This is a genomic window from Ileibacterium valens (assembly GCF_001945525.1).
In the GTDB taxonomy this organism is placed as follows: Bacteria; Bacillota_I; Bacilli_A; order Erysipelotrichales; family Erysipelotrichaceae; genus Ileibacterium; species Ileibacterium valens.
Genome location: NZ_MPJW01000189.1, coordinates 1 through 16,965 on the forward strand (window position 1 = coordinate 1; position 16,965 = coordinate 16,965).

The following is a 16,965-nucleotide window of genomic DNA, read 5'->3' on the forward strand; positions in this document are numbered from 1 at the left end:
AAGCCCCTTCGGGGTCCTGTGGACCCTGGACAGAACAGACCAGGCATGTAGTGTTTGAATCAGGCAGTGAACTGGTCCAGTAAACTAACGGCTGTAAAACTACTTACACAGTTTAGTTGACAGATCCGCTAAAGCCTCTTTTTACTTTGTTAATATAGTCTCTATCTCACGGATTCGATCGGAACATGCAATGGATTCGTTAGAATCTGAATCCTCTATACCAGTAAATATTTCTTGAGCAGCTTTAAGTGATTTCAATTCTTTGGTAGTAGAGTTTAATCCGCGATAAGCTTGGGCTTGAGTTAATAGGACTAAAGCCTGTAATCGATTCGGTAAGGGCTGCTCTGCAAGTCTTTTAGCCGGTTTTCTAAGTTCAAGTAATGCGCTTTGATACCAGCCGCGTGAAATACTGTCGCGGGCTGCATCAAGCGCTTTTTTTATCCAGTAAAATTCTTTGGTGTTTAGCTGAATAGGCATATTTCTCCTTTAAATATATAAATAAAAAAACGGTGCATAAGCACCGTGTCCTTATCAAAAAAATGGTGGAGCGTAGGAGGATCGAACTCCTGACCCCCTGCGTGCAAAGCAGGTGCTCTCCCAGCTGAGCTAACACCCCACATATAAAATATAAGAAGCAAAGAAATGGTGGGCCTGAATGGACTTGAACCAGCGACCTCACCCTTATCAGGGGTGCGCTCTAACCACCTGAGCTACAGGCCCGTCTCTCAATGCCTGATTAATATAACAAAAGTAAATTTGAAATACAAGGGGGATAACAAAAAAACTAAAAAAGCCGGTAAGATGTTTTTTAGCCGATTTAAAAATTATTTTACAAATCATGCATCGATAATGTCTAGATACCTGATAGGCTGATTTTATCAATGATAACGACGGTAAAAAAGATAGGTTTTTAGTTATGAGCATTTAGTCATGACTGTGTTAGAAAGGAAAAAATAACGTGAGATATGATGTTTTAAATAAGCTTAAGGAGAAAAGTGTAAAAGCCGTAGCTAAAGCTGGAAAAGACGATACTTCAAAATACCTTCCGCTTTGGATGCATTTATGCGATACCGCCGGAGTTATGGGAAAGTTGTATGACGAAAGGTTATCTGCACATGAAAGAAAATTATTTACAGAAGCCATAGGATCAAGTGATAAAGCAAAACAGATTTTTGAACTTGTAGGATTGATGCATGACTTTGGAAAAGCTAGTTCGATCTTCCAAGCTACGATTCTAAGTAATATTCCTGACTATCGTCGTTTTCCTGTTCAGCTCTTAAAGAGCTCATCGTATGAACATTCGGAGAAATCCCACCATACGTGGCTCGGGATGCTGTTGCTGATGGCGCAGGGTTTTTCAGAAAATATTTGTTCTGTTATTGGAGCGCATCATGGACTGATTTTAAATGGGAAAGAACTAAGAAATCAAAAAACGGCTGCAAGTAAAATTGATCAACCGTGCTTTGGGTTAGCAAAACTTAAAGATGAGTGGAACCAAATCTGGATGGATTTAGCTCAAGAGATTTTGAATGTTGCAGGATTTGAAAGCCCGGAAAATATTCCGCAACTAGATGTTCACCTTTTGATGTTGCTTTCAGGCATTCTCGTCGAAGCAGATTGGATTGCCTCTAATGAAGAATACTTTCCTCTGATTTCCGTTTCATCCGATGGATATGTTGGTGACTACCCAAAGCGAATAGAAGAAGGTTGGCAAAAACTATCCTTTCCAAAAGCCTGGAAGAACCGAAGCCCATTAAAAACAATTTCTGATTTTGAAAAATTATTTGGATTTGATCCAAATGATATGCAGTCTGAAGTACTCAAAGTCTGTAACCAGATTCAGGAACCTGGTCTGATGATTATTGAAGCGCCTATGGGGATTGGAAAAACGGAAGCTGCACTGACGGCAGCTGATATCTATTCAGCAAAATCCGGGTGTAATGGAGTTTTTTTTGGACAGCCAACTCAGGCTACCGCAAATGGATTATTTCCCCGTTTTCTTACGTGGACGCAAAAAGAATCAGACTCCGCTCAGTTGATTGTGAAAATGATGCATGGGGGTGCCGGGTTTAATAAGGATTACCAGGAGTTACCTGTAGGGACTAGCCGAATTAATGACGATGGGAAACAACATTCAATATTTTTGCATGAATGGATGCAGGGAAGAAAGCAGGGAATTTTATCTGATTTTGTCATAGGTACAGTGGATCAGGCTTTTATGAGTGTCCTGAAACACAGGCATTTAATGCTTCGTCATGCTGGATTAGCAGGCAAAGTGGTAATTATCGATGAAGTTCATGCTTATGACAGTTATATGAATGTTTATTTTGATCGAATGCTGTTGTGGCTGGGTTTATACCGAGTACCGGTAATTTTACTTTCTGCAACTTTGCCAATAAAGAGGCGGAAAGAGATGATTCAATCTTATCTTCAGGGAGTGAATCGAGACTCAAAACTAAAATTAGAATCAATCTCTGAAGCCACTAAACATTCCTATCCAGCCATACTGTGGACTGATGCGAATCAGGTTTATTCAGCAAACCAAATTATGTCTATTTCCGAAAAAGAAGTATCTATAGAAAAAGCAGAGGTTCAGGATTGGTCTGAAGTAGGCACAAGGATTTCTCAGATATTGAAAACAGAATTGGTGGATGGAGGATGTGCTGGAGTTGTTGTCAATACAGTCGGCAGAGCACAGCAAGTGGCTAAGGATTTAATAGAAGCATTTCCCGATCATGAAGTGATCTTGGTACATTCCAGGTTTACCGCATCTGATCGAGCGCTGCTGGAAAAAAAGTTGATTCAAAAAGTTGGTAAAAAATCGAAACCAGGTCAACGCAATCGAGTCATTGTTGTGGGAACTCAAGTTATTGAGCAATCTCTAGATATAGATTTTGACTTTTTGATTACTGAGTTGGCTCCTATCGACCTTCTGCTTCAAAGAATAGGACGTCTCCATCGACATATCAGAGAATGGCGTCCTCTTGGACTCTTAAAACCCAAGTGTACTGTAATCGTTGGGACAAACAATACGCTTGATCCATCAACTAAGAGAATCTACGAACCTTATATCCAAAAAAAGACTCAGGAGATTTTACCTGAACGGATAAGCATTCCAAATCAAATTCCTGTGCTTGTAAATGAGGTTTATAAAGAATTTTGTGTTGAGGGCACTAAAACAGGTGTAAAAGAGTTTGAAGACATGGTGCTCGCGGAAGATAAAAGCCGTGTGAAGGCTGCGGCACATCTTTTAGGATCTTCTTTATCAAAACTTCAGAGAAAGCATGGTCTATCAGGTTTGATGGATAAAGGAGATGACATTGATGTTGATGATGCAGCGACTAATTCGGTGCGGGATATTGATCCAGTTATTAGTTGTTTGCTTCTTACGACGAATGACATCGGTGAAATATATCCAGTTGGACAAACCGAATGCGATAAATGTTCTGTTGAATCTAAGCCGCTTTCAAGTGTAGAAGAGATTGCTGCTCAAAAAATTAGTTTGCCTGCAAGTCTTCCTTTCGAAAAAGGGGTTCAAGAAATTAAGGCTCAAATGCGGCAAAGCAAAATAAAAGCTCTGGATGCGTTTAAATATGAGCTGTTTTTGATGATGGATAAAAACAATCAAATAGAAGTAGCCGGATATTTGCTGGAATACTCTAAGATCTTTGGACTTACGGCCAGGAAGGTTGCGGATGAAAATAAGAAATAGATCAATGATAGAAGTTACTTTAACAAAAGAATTATGAATACAATTCGAGTGCAGTAGAACAATTGGAAAATATTAAATCATTATAACCTATGTCCAATAGTTAGTGGAATTTTTAAATGGGTAAGGATAATCTGAACAATTGACTTCAGCTTGAATAGGTGATGTTGCTCATGTCAAATAATTTACCTGTTATTCAGATTAGATAATAATCGGGCTGTTATAATGACAACAGCCCGATTGGCGGGGGTGATCCATATAGGATTAAATGTTTTAAAAAGTTATTCTAATTATCCCTGCACAGGGCGGGGAGGGTGGCTGATGCTGCCCTTTTTTTGTTGGTTATTCATTTTTAAAAAATTTAATTCTATAGTTAAAAAATAGTTGACGAGAGATGTTGAAAGCGGTATCTTTAAATTATTAAAAGAGAGGAAGGTGATTATCATTAACCACGAAGAATGTAAATTTAATCTGGTGGATATGCCATGGATAAAAGTCAGATGGTTAGATGAACGGGTTGAAGAAGTTTCTTTACAGCAAGTTTTGAATGAATCTGATCAGATACTCGAATTAGCTGGAGAGTCAAACACTCAAAACGCTGCTGTTTTAAGATGGCTGTTAGCAATCACAATCACATTGCTTTATCGATTTTCTGAAGAAGGGGTTCTTAAGCCTCTGGAAGACGAGTCGGAAGCATTAGAGAGATGGAAGGCGGTATGGGATAACAGAAAATTTTCTGAAAAAGCTGTGAATGATTACCTAAAGAAATTTTACGATAAGTTCTGGCTTATATCAGATGATCATCCATTTATGCAAACAGACGCGGCTTGCAAGGGGACGGAATATGCTGCTGGGAAACTGGATGGATGCCTGTTAGAAAGCAGTAATAAGCCGAGACTTTTCCAAATGAAATATGGTCAGTTTAAAAATGAGATTGGTTTAGCTGATGCCTCCAGATGGTTGATCAATCTTAATGCCTTCGATGATACATCTGCAAAAGCGAGCAAAGAATATAAAGAATCCAGTGAAAAAAAATCACCTGGAGCTGGTTGGCTTGGAAAGCTGGGATTGGTATTTGCAAAGGGAGAAACACTGTTTGAAACTCTGATGTTAAATTCGATACTACTCAATCGAGATTTAGAGTTATACAACTCTCCGTATCCAGCCTGGGAAAATGAGACTCCAAGTTTTGTAGAACGAAGAGAAATTAATCTACCTGATAATCTTCCGGAATTATTGACACTCTCATCCAGAAGGATTCGCTTAAAAATTAATGAGAATGGGAATGTTACTGGATATTTTGTAATTGGTGGGGATTTTTTTCAGAAAGAGAATGCTTTTATTGAACCATTTACTATGTGGAGAAAAAAAGGAGGAAAAAAAGACAAAGCGGAGTATGTACCGGCGCGGCATACACCAGGAAGACAGATTTGGAGGGATTTCGGAAATATTGTCCCGAAAACAGAGAATATGGACAAAGTACCCGGGATAATGAAATGGATTAGCATTCTGGAAACAGAGGATATTCTTCCAGATGATTATTTTATTACTTTGGAAACTCCTTCGGTGTTCTATGGAGATAAAGATTTCTTTGTTCAAGATTTAGGATCACAAAATATGACTCTATATGGCTCACTTCTGAAAGATAAAGGAGTTGATTGGCGAGAAGAGATTGAAAATCAAATAAGCAAAATTGATAAGCTCGCTTTTGCAACAGGGATTTTAGCTAAAGAAGTTGCATTATCGGAAGGTAAAACTGGAGAACAGCTAAATGACGATCTAAATTATGGAAAAAATTTGGCTTATCACGATATTGATCGTCCTTTCCAATTATGGATTTCGCAAATTGCTCCTACTGAAAATAACATAAGTTCGGAAATGTTAGAGCAAGTTAGAGAGAAATGGGAATCAACAGCTCGAAGGCTTGCTGCTGAACTCCTGGCACAGGTTGTGAAAAAATCAGGAGCTCTCATGAATAAAAATGCTCTGCTTGGCCGATCAATTAAATCAGAAAATGATGATCAAAAAGTTATATCGTTGCCAGATGCAGAAATGAAGTTTCGACGGATGGTATCAAAAATTTATCCTGTAAAGTCTGAAATAAAAGGAAAAGATAATGAAAAATCATAAGTATATTGCGAAAACAGCAACTGATTCCGTCGCTAAACAGATAGCAAAGTTGGAGGCTATTGGCGATAGTGGCGTTGGGAAAGCTTTGTTAGCCAATCTAAGACGCGCAGCAGGCCGAGATCTTCAAAAAAATCCGGATATTTGGGGAATGGTTTTAGAGGATTTACCTGTACCAGAGTATGATTCGCCAGAAATCATGCCTGAAGAAATGGCTGTTTTTATATCGATGACATTATATGCAGTTGCACAACAGGGGGAATCACCTGTGACACATTCAATGCATCAAAAAGATGTTTCTTTTGGTGCTGCATGTGGTCAGTTGGCTGGTTCAGACGAAAATCAACAGGAACGTGTACGAGCTAAACTCAAAAGATTGCTCGGAGCAAAAAATATGGATGAACTGGCTGAGCAGTTAAGACGAATGATACAGCTCATTAAGGCAGAAGATATAAAACTCGATTATGCAAAACTTTGCAATGATTTGTACTGGTACCAATTTACAAACGGCCGGGATAATGTGCAGCTGCAATGGGCCAGAGATTTTACCAGATCAATGAAACACAACACTGAAGAGAAAAAAGAAGAGGAAGAAAATAATGGATAACAAAAGAATTTATGTAGATATTCATGCACTGCAGATAGTACCTCCAAGCTGTATTAATAGAGATGATACTGGGGCACCAAAAACTTGTATTTATGGAGGAACGATGCGTTCAAGAGTTTCTTCGCAATCATGGAAGAGATCAATCCGAGAAGAATTTAAGGAATTATACCCTGATGAAACAGGAATCAGAACTAAAAAAATTGTTGGAATGGTTAAGGATGAGATTTTGCTTCAGGATCCTGCATTTACTGAAGAAAAAGCTGCTAAAGCAGCTCAGACTGCTCTTACTAACGCCGGTTTAAAGATTAAAGATGCTGAAAAGGGTACAGATGCTCTGATGTTTATGAGCAAGAAACAGGCTTCGGCTCTGGCAGAACTCGTTGTTAAGGGCGAAAAAGATAAAAAAGAGTATAAAAAGGCACTTGCAGGAAATCCATCTATTGATATGGCTTTGTTTGGCCGTATGGTAGCGAGCGATCCTTCTTTGAATTATGACGCAGCCTGTCAGGTTAGTCACGCTATTTCTACCCATGAAACGCCCACTGAATTTGATTACTTCACGGCTGTTGATGACTTGTCTGAAGATACGAGTGGAGCTGGTCATATCGGAATCACAGAGTTTAATTCCTCGACATTATATCGTTATGCAACAATCAACGTTATGGAGCTGTACAGGTCATTAGGAATGAAAGCTCCAGAAGCAGTTGGAGCCTTTGTAAAGGCATTTATCAAGAGCATGCCTTCTGGGAAAATAAATAGTTTCGCTAATGGAACATTACCATCGTCGGTTTATATTACTGTTAGGGACGATCAGCCAGTGACGTTAGTAGGTGCATTTGAAAAAGCAATTCCTGCCAGCTCCGAAGGTTATCTCGAGCGATCGGAAGACAGACTAATTCAGCATGCAAATAAGTTAACTTCTTCGTTTGTTAAGGAACCATACAAATCTTTTGTGATTGGCGACGGATTAGAAGGTTTGGCAAAGCCAGTTCGTATCGAGGAAGCTGTTGAGAATCTCGAAGAAGAAATTAAAAATCTTCTTGAGAACGGAGGCTGTTAATGGCTTATACTCTGCTTCTCAGGTTGGCTGGGCCAATGCAAAGCTGGGGATCAGATAGTCATTTCGAAATACGTAAAACTGATCAGTATCCTACAAAAAGCGGCGTTATTGGAATGCTAGCGGCAGCTCTTGGCCGAAGTAGAGATGCGGATATATCTGATCTTAAAAAACTGGATTTTGGCGTACGGGTTGATCAGCCAGGAGAAACCATAACGGATTTCCATACAGCCCGAAAAGATTCTAAAACTTCTTACATTACCCGCCGCAGTTATCTCTCGGATGCAGTTTTTGTCGTAGGGATTTCTTCAGATGATCGAAGTTTGATTGAAAAAATTGAGTATGCCTTGAATCATCCTGCTTACCCACTATTTTTAGGACGAAGATCTTGTCCACCTGTTCAGCCGCTTACGCTCGGTGTTAAGGATGATGGTTTGAAAGTAGCTTTATTGAAAGAACCATGGCACGGCAGCTCTGATATTTATAAGAATTCAGTCGGCCAGGAACAGTTGAAGTTGGTTCTGGAAGGAAGAGGAGCTGGGGTTATTCGAAGAGTAAATGATAGTCCGTCGAGCTTCGACTTTCATGATAGACAATATGAATCCAGATTGATTTCAGAAATCATGGTTCCCAAAGTAAACACAGAAAATACCGATCATGATGTTATGAGTTTTTTGGAGGATTTGGAATGATTCTGACTAGATTAAAACTTGATACGAAGTTACGGAAAACAATGCAGGCTCTAAATAATCCAAATATATTTCATGGGGCGATTGAACAGGCAAGAAAAGGACCTAGAACTCGTTTGCTCTGGAGACTTGATTCGATTAATAATCAAAAATATCTTTTGATATTAAGCAGCGAACCATTGGAAACCGCAAATCTGGAGAAGCAATTTGGATATCCAAATGATAAAGCTGAATCAAAATCATATGATGCATTTTTGAATAGTATTCAAAACGGAAGCTTATGGAATTTTCGATTGGTTGCAAATCCCTGCTACTCAATTCCAAGGGATGGTGAGAGAGGGAAATTGATGGCTCATGTAACTATCCCCCAGCAAACAGAATGGTTGCGAAAAAAAGAAGTGCCCTGTGGCTTTGAATTAGACCATAATTATCGGGTTACCAATAGCGGGTGGATTTCCTTTAAGAAAAAAGACGGAGGACCGAATGTTACGATTCGAACCGCTGCTTATGAAGGGGTTCTGAAAGTTACAGACAAAGAATTGTTTAAAAAAACATTAATCGATGGAATAGGACGTGGAAAGGCTTATGGATTAGGACTTTTAACTGTCGTTCCCTTTAGAAAGTGATCTTTTATGTCTGATGAAATTGATCAAAAAAGGAAGGGAGCGCCCAAGCCAGAACTGCAGGAACTTCCAAGAGTCATTGATAGACTTTCGTTTATATACCTTGAACATGCCAGGATTACTAAGAAGGATAGTGCTTTAGTAGTTGAGGATAAGGAAGGGATAATTCGCATACCATCTCATTCATTTTTAGTGATTATTTTAGGACCCGGTATAAATCTAACCCATCGCGCTATGGAACTGATTGCCGATTCGGGGGTTACATTTGTCTGGACTGGAGAAAGTGGCCTTAAGTATTATGCCCACGGCAGAGCATTGAGTAAGAATTCAGCGTTCCTGATTCAGCAAGCTAAAGTTGTTTCTAATCCCAGACTGCATCTGGAAGCAGTTAGGAAAATGTACCAGCTTAGATTCCCTGATGAGATTTTAGAGGGGTTGACACTCCAACAGCTCAGAGGGAAAGAAGGAAGCAGGGTAAAAAAGATATACTATGAAGAATCTGTAAAATGGGGTGTCCCATGGCAGGGACGAAACTATAATCCCAATGACTTTAAATCAGGTGATCCGGTTAATCGCGCTTTATCTGTTGGTAATGCATGTCTGTATGGTATTGTCACTGCAGTAATCTGCGCTTTGGGTTTATCTCCTGGCCTGGGCTTGATTCATACTGGTCTGGAGCTTTCGCTGGTTTATGATATTGCAGATCTTTATAAAGCCGAAATTGTTATTCCGGAAGCTTTTAGGCTGGCTTCTGAAAGTTCTTTGAATATCGAAACACGAATGCGAAAAGTGGTGAGGCAACTCTTACATGAAAATAAAATAATAAGACGAATGGTTAGAGATATCGGTAATGTTTTTGATGTGAAAGAGCTGGATTGTGATGCCGAGTCACTTAGGCTCTGGGACGGCAAACGCGAAAGTAAACAAGCAGGAATTCAATATTTGCCTAGAGATGAGAAGTAATGGTTGTTATTACGATTTCAAAATGTCCTGCTTCTTTAAGAGGTGACTTATCAAAATGGTTTTTTGAAGTCTCTCAAGGTGTTTATGTTGGAACAGTTTCGCAGCGAGTCAGAGAAAATGTCTGGGACAGAATAGAAAAAAGTGTTAAGTCTGGTAGAGCGGTTCTCGTTTATTCTTGTCACGATGAACAAAAGTTAAAGTTTTTGGTTTGCGGCGAGAGTAATTGTAAGCCTATAGATTATGACGGTATTGAAATCATGAAACACTTAAAGCGCATTGAGAGTTCTGAAACAAAAGATACCTCAAATTTATTGAGTTCGGCTGGTCTTTTTCCGGATGGAAAATTTGTCGCTTTGGATATTGAGACCACTGGATTAGATTCATCAAAGGATTTGATCACTGAAATTGCTGCTGTGAAATTTGAAGAAAGTGGGGAAGTGGTAGATCGGTTTAAAAGATATATTTGTATCGACATATCAGTACCAGATAACATTCAAAAATTAACTGGTATTACTGATGAGTTATTGAAAAACGAAGGTGTTCAATTAGAAACGGCATTAAACGATTTGCAGATGTTTGTTGAGGAATTGCCAATAGTATGTCACAATGCAGAATTTGATATGGCATTTTTAAAAAACAAGGTATCTCAAGAATCTGAAATTTTAAAAACCAATCAAGTAGTAGATACATTAAATCTCTCCAGGAAGTTAATTAAGGATGTACAGAATTATAAACTACCTACATTAGCAAAATATTTTTCTATCGCTCATGCAGATTCGCATGAAGCATTGGTTGATGCGGAAGTAACGGGACAATTGGTAGCAAAACTAAAGATTTTAGAGATAAATAAATAAAACAGTACTTTATATAAGGGATCAAAATAGTGTTGTCCCCGCGTATGCGGGGGTGATCCCACGAGTTCCATCAGATAACACCTCTGGAGTAAGTTGTCCCCGCGTATGCGGGGGTGATCCCACATTTAGCCAACCTTACCGCAACCCCGTTGCGTTGTCCCCGCGTATGCGGGGGTGATCCCCTCAGCCAATCCAGGAACTTTCGATCGATGAGGTTGTCCCCGCGTATGCGGGGGTGATCCCCATCCCAACATCGATCCATTCCTGGTAAGATAGTTGTCCCCGCGTATGCGGGGGTGATCCTGTGTCAGCCGAGGAGAACGGGTTTTAATCCTGGTTGTCCCCGCGTATGCGGGGGTGATCCTAAGTGCTTTGTTAAAAGAAACAATCTTTTAAGGTTGTCCCCGCGTATGCGGGGGTGATCCTTAATCCTACTGAGTGGATCAACTCACACGAAGGTTGTCCCCGCGTATGCGGGGGTGATCCGAAGTGCAACGCTTCTTTTTTTTGTGGAATTATGTTGTCCCCGCGTATGCGGGGGTGATCCTGTTGATCTCGGACATTTTTGCCCGAAAGAAGCGTTGTCCCCGCGTATGCGGGGGTGATCCGGATGCATCCGATCTCAAAACGCTCCCACGGCAGTTGTCCCCGCGTATGCGGGGGTGATCCTACCAGCAAAAGCCATCTGCCCTGCGGTAGGGAGTTGTCCCCGCGTATGCGGGGGTGATCCCCAACAAGCAACCAACTCCTAACCAACAGCTAAGTTGTCCCCGCGTATGCGGGGGTGATCCCCTCTCAGCAGTTTTCAGAGTTGCTCGGCGGGAGTTGTCCCCGCGTATGCGGGGGTGATCCCGGCTTTTGCAGGTATAGCAGGAGCCGCCAACAGTTGTCCCCGCGTATGCGGGGGTGATCCCTCTTCATCGACGGCGATCAGCTCGCAATACGCGTTGTCCCCGCGTATGCGGGGGTGATCCTTTTTTGTTGGAATTCATGGTGAAGGATTTTTCGTTGTCCCCGCGTATGCGGGGGTGATCCGTATGTACAGACCTGAACTTGAAGTCTTAGGCAGTTGTCCCCGCGTATGCGGGGGTGATCCTCTGACAGCTTAACCGTTTTGACTGTGGCGTTAGTTGTCCCCGCGTATGCGGGGGTGATCCTGATGAAATACATGTCACCAGTACCGGCGATTTGTTGTCCCCGCGTATGCGGGGGTGATCCCAGGATCACGCAGGGTGAGCTTTTCCGGAAAAGGTTGTCCCCGCGTATGCGGGGGTGATCCTTACCTTGAAAACAAATTTTCTGAACTCTTTCGGTTGTCCCCGCGTATGCGGGGGTGATCCCGAAATAACCAAAAAATCAACTCGTAAATATACGTTGTCCCCGCGTATGCGGGGGTGATCCTTAATGAAAAAAATTGATATGGATTCAAATAAAGTTGTCCCCGCGTATGCGGGGGTGATCCTTCGTCAAAGCCAAAGAAATGGTTTTCGATAAAGTTGTCCCCGCGTATGCGGGGGTGATCCCCACAGTCAAATCCCACGCTGGACTGTGGTATCGTTGTCCCCGCGTATGCGGGGGTGATCCACATCCCACATGGAAATCCATGCGTGATTCTTAGTTGTCCCCGCGTATGCGGGGGTGATCCTATTACGACAGGGGTTGTTGGAGCAATCGCGGCGTTGTCCCCGCGTATGCGGGGGTGATCCCTAAATATTTCAAAGCTCCATCAGGAGATACTGGTTGTCCCCGCGTATGCGGGGGTGATCCCTGATGATTCTTTCGCTGATGATACATATGTCTGTTGTCCCCGCGTATGCGGGGGTGATCCCCTATCAGACCAGAAGATAACTTCAGAGCTTTAGTTGTCCCCGCGTATGCGGGGGTGATCCCCCTTTTCGATTCAGGATCTCCTTAAACTTCTGGTTGTCCCCGCGTATGCGGGGGTGATCCCTTAGCAACCACAAAATCAATCACAGTTAGATGGTTGTCCCCGCGTATGCGGGGGTGATCCAGACTTCTCTTTTCTCTTCTCCAACGGGTTTTAGTTGTCCCCGCGTATGCGGGGGTGATCCTGGTCTTTTTTAGGTGCCAGTCTCGTACCTCGTGTTGTCCCCGCGTATGCGGGGGTGATCCGAAAAGCTCGAAGCAACCGTTGCGCTGCTGGATGTTGTCCCCGCGTATGCGGGGGTGATCCTTCGATAATTTTGTTCCAGCTGCCAAGCAGAAAGTTGTCCCCGCGTATGCGGGGGTGATCCTACTCTGTCAAAAATATATCGCTGTGCTATCCAGTTGTCCCCGCGTATGCGGGGGTGATCCTAAACCGATGAGAATATGGGGAAAACTAGATGTGTTGTCCCCACGTATGCGGGGGTGATCCCTGAGTACGAAGGCATTGCCGTAATGGTTACGCAGTTGTCCCCGCGTATGCGGGGGTGATCCCAAGTTCGATTGGTTGGTGAATAACGAGGATTTGTTGTCCCCGCGTATGCGGGGGTGATCCCTCCATGAGTGAAGAGGAACGCAAGGCCTACAAGTTGTCCCCGCGTATGCGGGGGTGATCCCAAGCTGTATTCGACCGGATTTACCGCCAAGATGTTGTCCCCGCGTATGCGGGGGTGATCCCAGACCACCTTTCCTCTTAGGGTCTGTCTCTGTGTTGTCCCCGCGTATGCGGGGGTGATCCTTTGATCCCGCTTGTGTTATCCAGAAAGCCCAGGTTGTCCCCGCGTATGCGGGGGTGATCCTGTTGCGGCCTACTTTGGAGTGACATTGATTTTGTTGTCCCCGCGTATGCGGGGGTGATCCTCTGCAGTTTTATCCGCTCAAATTTTTAGTCGTGTTGTCCCCGCGTATGCGGGGGTGATCCTTCAGGCAGAAGCACAGGAACATATGATTGAATGTTGTCCCCGCGTATGCGGGGGTGATCCTTTTTATCTGATAGGCTAATGCGGTATACTGGAGTTGTCCCCGCGTATGCGGGGGTGATCCCCCGTTTGGGTTGCTTTGTGATTGTATGATAACGTTGTCCCCGCGTATGCGGGGGTGATCCTTTCTTTCAGCTGGTCTTTGATGGGATACGTGTGTTGTCCCCGCGTATGCGGGGGTGATCCTATGGCGATACCGTCATTTTGCGGCCTTGTAACGTTGTCCCCGCGTATGCGGGGGTGATCCGCTCTTCAATCCCACCCGATGAGAGCCGGATGAGTTGTCCCCGCGTATGCGGGGGTGATCCTTAACAAATCATGACTTGGTATATGGACTTTCAGTTGTCCCGCGTATGCGGGGTTTTCATTACTTATAAGATCCAGACAAAATGTCTTTAGGTATATGTGACTGAATTGAAGTAACAGAATTGTCTTAAATTTGTAATGGAAGGATTGATGAGTAGATATACAAAAAAAAAGAGAATATGTGAGCCCCAAGGGATTAATATTTTATGATTTAAGGATTGTCATATTGACGGTACTCTAAATAATGTTTATGGAGCAATAAAAAAACGGTGCATAAGCACCGTGTCCTTATCAAAAAAATGGTGGAGCGTAGGAGGATCGAACTCCTGACCCCCTGCGTGCAAAGCAGGTGCTCTCCCAGCTGAGCTAACACCCCACATATAAAATATAAGAAGCAAAGAAATGGTGGGCCTGAATGGACTTGAACCAGCGACCTCACCCTTATCAGGGGTGCGCTCTAACCACCTGAGCTACAGGCCCATTTCTTAATGCCTGATTAATATATCAGATCGAAAGAATGTTGGCAAGTTTTTTTGTTTATTCAAGGAAATTATCTTTAAGACAAAAATGACCAAATCAAAAGAAAAGCCGGGTAAATACCCGGTTTTCTTTTAGGAGAGATTATTAGAGTTCAAAAGGCTTCAAACTCAAATAGAGTATATAAAGGAGGTTAGGAGAAGCAGTGGAATTAATTTGGTAAAAAGTGTGAGAAACGATTTATTTGTGTGAAATGGCTTCTCTTTTTGATTTCTTAGACTTGAACATGTAGTGTGATTTTATGAAACTTTTTTTTCGAAGTCTCCCAAGACTTATCAAAAGTGCAAATATAGATATGAAACGGCATCTGTCGATGACCGTTTCAGCGATTCTTTCAGTAGCGATCGCTTTGCTGTTAAGTATGGCTATGTTTATGGTCACGATCAATGTATCGAAAATGACTCAGAACATAGAAGGACAGCTTGAATTACAGGTCAGTCTCTCCCCTGGGCTATCTGATGACAAAAAGGAAAGCCTGGAAAAAGAGATTCAAAGTGTATCTGGCGTTGGATCTGTCACTTTTTCTTCTAAAAACCAGGAACTGGATAAACTCATCTCTGAAAATGGAGAGATGTTTGCTAGGTATAAAGATGCCAATCCTTTATACGACATTTATCTGGTAGAAGTTAACCCACTGAATACATTGGAAGATGTATCCGATACGATCAGTACTATGGATGGGGTTGTAGAGGTTAACTATGGAGGAGGAGCGATCACTCGAATTATTGATGTATTTTCTTCTGCCCGCCTTGGTGGTTTGCTGATTACAGTGGGGTTAATGTTTTTAGGTGTTTTTTTAATCCGAAATACAATTACTATGACAATCTCTACCCGCGAAGATGAGATTTCGATCATGCGTACCGTTGGGGCCTACAATTTTTACATCCAGATGCCTTTTATTCTGGAAGGAATCAGTATTGGATTTTATGGGGCTTTGATTCCGACTGTATTAGTTAGCAGCGTTTACTCGTGGCTTTATTATGAGTCAGGCGGGAAATTAGTCAGCGATATTTTCTCTATGGTGCCCCCATGGCCAATGCTTGGGTATGTAGTTGCTGGAGTTTTTGCGGTAGGGATTATTTTGGGTATGTCTGGATCCTGGTTAGCTGTCCGCAAACAGATTAGAAAGGTTAGGTAAGCTGATTGATACGCAGATTTAATAATAAGCCGATTGACCAATCTAAGAAAAAGTACGTGGTAAAGATCACGGCAATGCTTCTTTCGGCGACGATGATTCCGTCGTTTCTTTTGCCAGTTCAGGCAGAAGACTACTCCAATGAGGAAGAATGGTACGAAAAATGCACCAAAGTACTGACGTCTCAGGAAGATGTCAAAGCTTGCGAAGGGTTTCAGCAATACCAGAATGATAAAAAAGCTTCTCTTCAACAATCTATTCAGTCTTTTCAGGGATCAATTGATGAACTAACTGATGATGTTGAACAGATGTCGGCTCTGGCTCAGGAGCAAAAGCAGATAAAGGAAAAGCTGGAAGCTGAAATTAAAGTTCAGGAAGAAGCGATTGCGGCCATTGAGGCTTCAATTGAGCAGCTGAATATTGAAATCGCTCAGAAGCAGGAAGAAATCGATGCCTGGGATGCTCAGATTAAAAGCCGTATGAAAGCAGAACAGGCGGCAAGCGGAACGAATTCCCTGGCGGATCTGATCATGGGAAGCTCATCTCTGGCTGATATGCTGCGCAGAATTTCAGGGCTGGAAAGAATTACCGAGTCCGATCAGGATCAGATTCGCGAACTGAATAAGCTCAAAGAGCAGCTGCAGTTTCAGATAGAAGAATCCAGAAGACTGCAGGAACAGCATCAGAATCAAATCAACCTGCTCGATGAAGATCGCCAAGCGGCTGCTGAGCTTGAAGAATCCTATAACCAGCTTGTGGCTGAATATGAAATGAAAGCTGCAGAGCTCGAGGCAGCTATGCGTTCTGCTCAGATTGATATGGAATCAATCAAGGATTTTGTGATCAGTGCTGATCTATCTTCCAACATTGATTATGGATCTCTGGTCAGCGTGGATGGTTTTGTCAATCCGGTTCCGGGGGGAAGAACTTCTGCCGGAACCTGGGCCTATAATGGCGGGGGATTACATCTTGGTCTGGATCGGGCAGCCCCGATTGGAACACCGGTTATTGCTCCGGCAAGCGGAGTGATTGTAGCTGCGAATAACTCGTCTCCAACCAATGGAGGATTTCTGGGAAACTGGTCTGGCTTTCCAATGGGAAGTGGAAACTTTATTGCTATGGTATGCAATGTCAATGGAACGACATATGCAATTAGTTTCTCTCATCTCAGTCAGGACTTTTATGTCAAACCTGGAGATGTTGTCAGTCAGGGACAGACTCTGGCTTTAAGCGGAAATGCCGGTAATTCATCCGGTCCGCATACTCATATTGAAGTCTATAATCTGGGTTCACAGAGCGTTCAGGATGCAGTAGCCCAGTTTCAACAAAGTGCAGATGCATCGTTTGGAACCGGCTGGGGAACCACTTCCACCGCATGTGATTACAAGGGCAGTGCCCCTTGCCGCGAACGTCCCGAAAAGTTCTTCTAAATAA

11 protein-coding genes, 4 tRNA genes and 1 CRISPR repeat array are annotated in these 16,965 nt (G+C 42.6%); of the genes, 10 read left to right on the forward strand and 5 right to left on the reverse strand.

All coding sequences use genetic code 11. The features are described 5' to 3' along the window. Positions 1-141: 141 nt before the first annotated feature. From BO222_RS09640 to BO222_RS09650, 3 genes are all read right to left on the reverse strand, one after another. A complete protein-coding gene (locus tag BO222_RS09640) occupies positions 142-477 on the reverse strand; it encodes a hypothetical protein (protein ID WP_075820560.1) in 336 nt (111 codons plus the stop codon). A 63-nt stretch (positions 478-540) separates the two neighbouring features. Further along, positions 541-616: transfer RNA gene (locus tag BO222_RS09645), tRNA-Ala, on the reverse strand. Between the two features lie 27 nt (positions 617-643). Further along, positions 644-720: transfer RNA gene (locus BO222_RS09650), tRNA-Ile, on the reverse strand. Between the two features lie 238 nt (positions 721-958). Between BO222_RS09650 and BO222_RS09655 the strand changes: the two genes are divergently transcribed. The 8 genes from BO222_RS09655 (at position 959) to cas2e (ending at position 10,629) form a co-directional block, all read left to right on the forward strand. Beyond that, positions 959-3,712 carry a CRISPR-associated helicase/endonuclease Cas3 gene (locus BO222_RS09655; protein ID WP_075820562.1) on the forward strand — a complete coding sequence of 918 codons (2,754 nt, stop codon included), beginning with the start codon at positions 959-961 and terminating at the stop codon, positions 3,710-3,712. Between the two features lie 432 nt (positions 3,713-4,144). Then, positions 4,145-5,839: a type I-E CRISPR-associated protein Cse1/CasA gene (casA, locus tag BO222_RS09660; protein ID WP_075820564.1), complete on the forward strand. Its 1,695-nt coding sequence runs from the start codon at positions 4,145-4,147 to the stop codon at positions 5,837-5,839. Beyond that, positions 5,826-6,443, forward strand: a complete 618-nt coding sequence (casB, locus tag BO222_RS09665; RefSeq protein ID WP_075820566.1) for a type I-E CRISPR-associated protein Cse2/CasB — start codon at positions 5,826-5,828, stop codon at positions 6,441-6,443. The genes casA and casB overlap by 14 nt, the downstream gene beginning before the upstream one ends. Further along, positions 6,436-7,503: a type I-E CRISPR-associated protein Cas7/Cse4/CasC gene (cas7e, locus tag BO222_RS09670; RefSeq protein WP_075820568.1), complete on the forward strand. Its 1,068-nt coding sequence runs from the start codon at positions 6,436-6,438 to the stop codon at positions 7,501-7,503. Before casB ends, cas7e begins: the two co-directional genes overlap by 8 nt. Next, positions 7,503-8,192 (forward strand): type I-E CRISPR-associated protein Cas5/CasD, encoded by a 690-nt coding sequence (gene cas5e, locus BO222_RS09675; RefSeq protein ID WP_075820570.1) that lies wholly within the window; start codon positions 7,503-7,505, stop codon positions 8,190-8,192. The genes cas7e and cas5e overlap by 1 nt, the downstream gene beginning before the upstream one ends. Continuing rightward, positions 8,189-8,815 (forward strand): type I-E CRISPR-associated protein Cas6/Cse3/CasE, encoded by a 627-nt coding sequence (gene cas6e / locus BO222_RS09680; RefSeq protein ID WP_075820572.1) that lies wholly within the window; start codon positions 8,189-8,191, stop codon positions 8,813-8,815. The genes cas5e and cas6e overlap by 4 nt, the downstream gene beginning before the upstream one ends. Positions 8,816-8,821: 6 nt before the next feature. Beyond that, the gene (gene cas1e / locus BO222_RS09685; RefSeq protein WP_075820574.1) at positions 8,822-9,775 is read left to right on the forward strand and encodes a type I-E CRISPR-associated endonuclease Cas1e; all 954 of its coding nucleotides are present in this window, start codon (positions 8,822-8,824) and stop codon (positions 9,773-9,775) included. Further along, entirely contained in the window at positions 9,775-10,629 is an 855-nt protein-coding gene (gene cas2e, locus BO222_RS09690; RefSeq protein WP_075820576.1) for a type I-E CRISPR-associated endoribonuclease Cas2e, read from the forward strand. The genes cas1e and cas2e overlap by 1 nt, the downstream gene beginning before the upstream one ends. A 31-nt stretch (positions 10,630-10,660) precedes the next feature. Next, a CRISPR array of direct repeats spans positions 10,661-13,861; the repeat unit is 28 nt; unit sequence GTTGTCCCCGCGTATGCGGGGGTGATCC. 298 nt (positions 13,862-14,159) lie between these two features. Here cas2e and BO222_RS09695 read toward each other — a convergent pair. Together BO222_RS09695 and BO222_RS09700 are read right to left on the reverse strand one after the other, a co-directional pair. After that, positions 14,160-14,235, reverse strand: a tRNA-Ala gene (locus tag BO222_RS09695). A gap of 27 nt (positions 14,236-14,262) precedes the next feature. Further along, a tRNA-Ile gene (locus BO222_RS09700) sits at positions 14,263-14,339 on the reverse strand. Between the two features lie 298 nt (positions 14,340-14,637). Between BO222_RS09700 and ftsX the strand changes: the two genes are divergently transcribed. Both ftsX and BO222_RS09710 read left to right on the forward strand, forming a co-directional pair. Beyond that, complete coding sequence (ftsX, locus tag BO222_RS09705; protein WP_075820578.1) at positions 14,638-15,534, forward strand: permease-like cell division protein FtsX; 897 nt, start codon at positions 14,638-14,640, stop codon at positions 15,532-15,534. Positions 15,535-15,590: 56 nt separating this feature from the next. Next, positions 15,591-16,961, forward strand: coding sequence for a murein hydrolase activator EnvC family protein (locus BO222_RS09710; RefSeq protein WP_233131246.1), 1,371 nt, complete (start codon positions 15,591-15,593; stop codon positions 16,959-16,961). Positions 16,962-16,965: the final 4 nt, after the last annotated feature.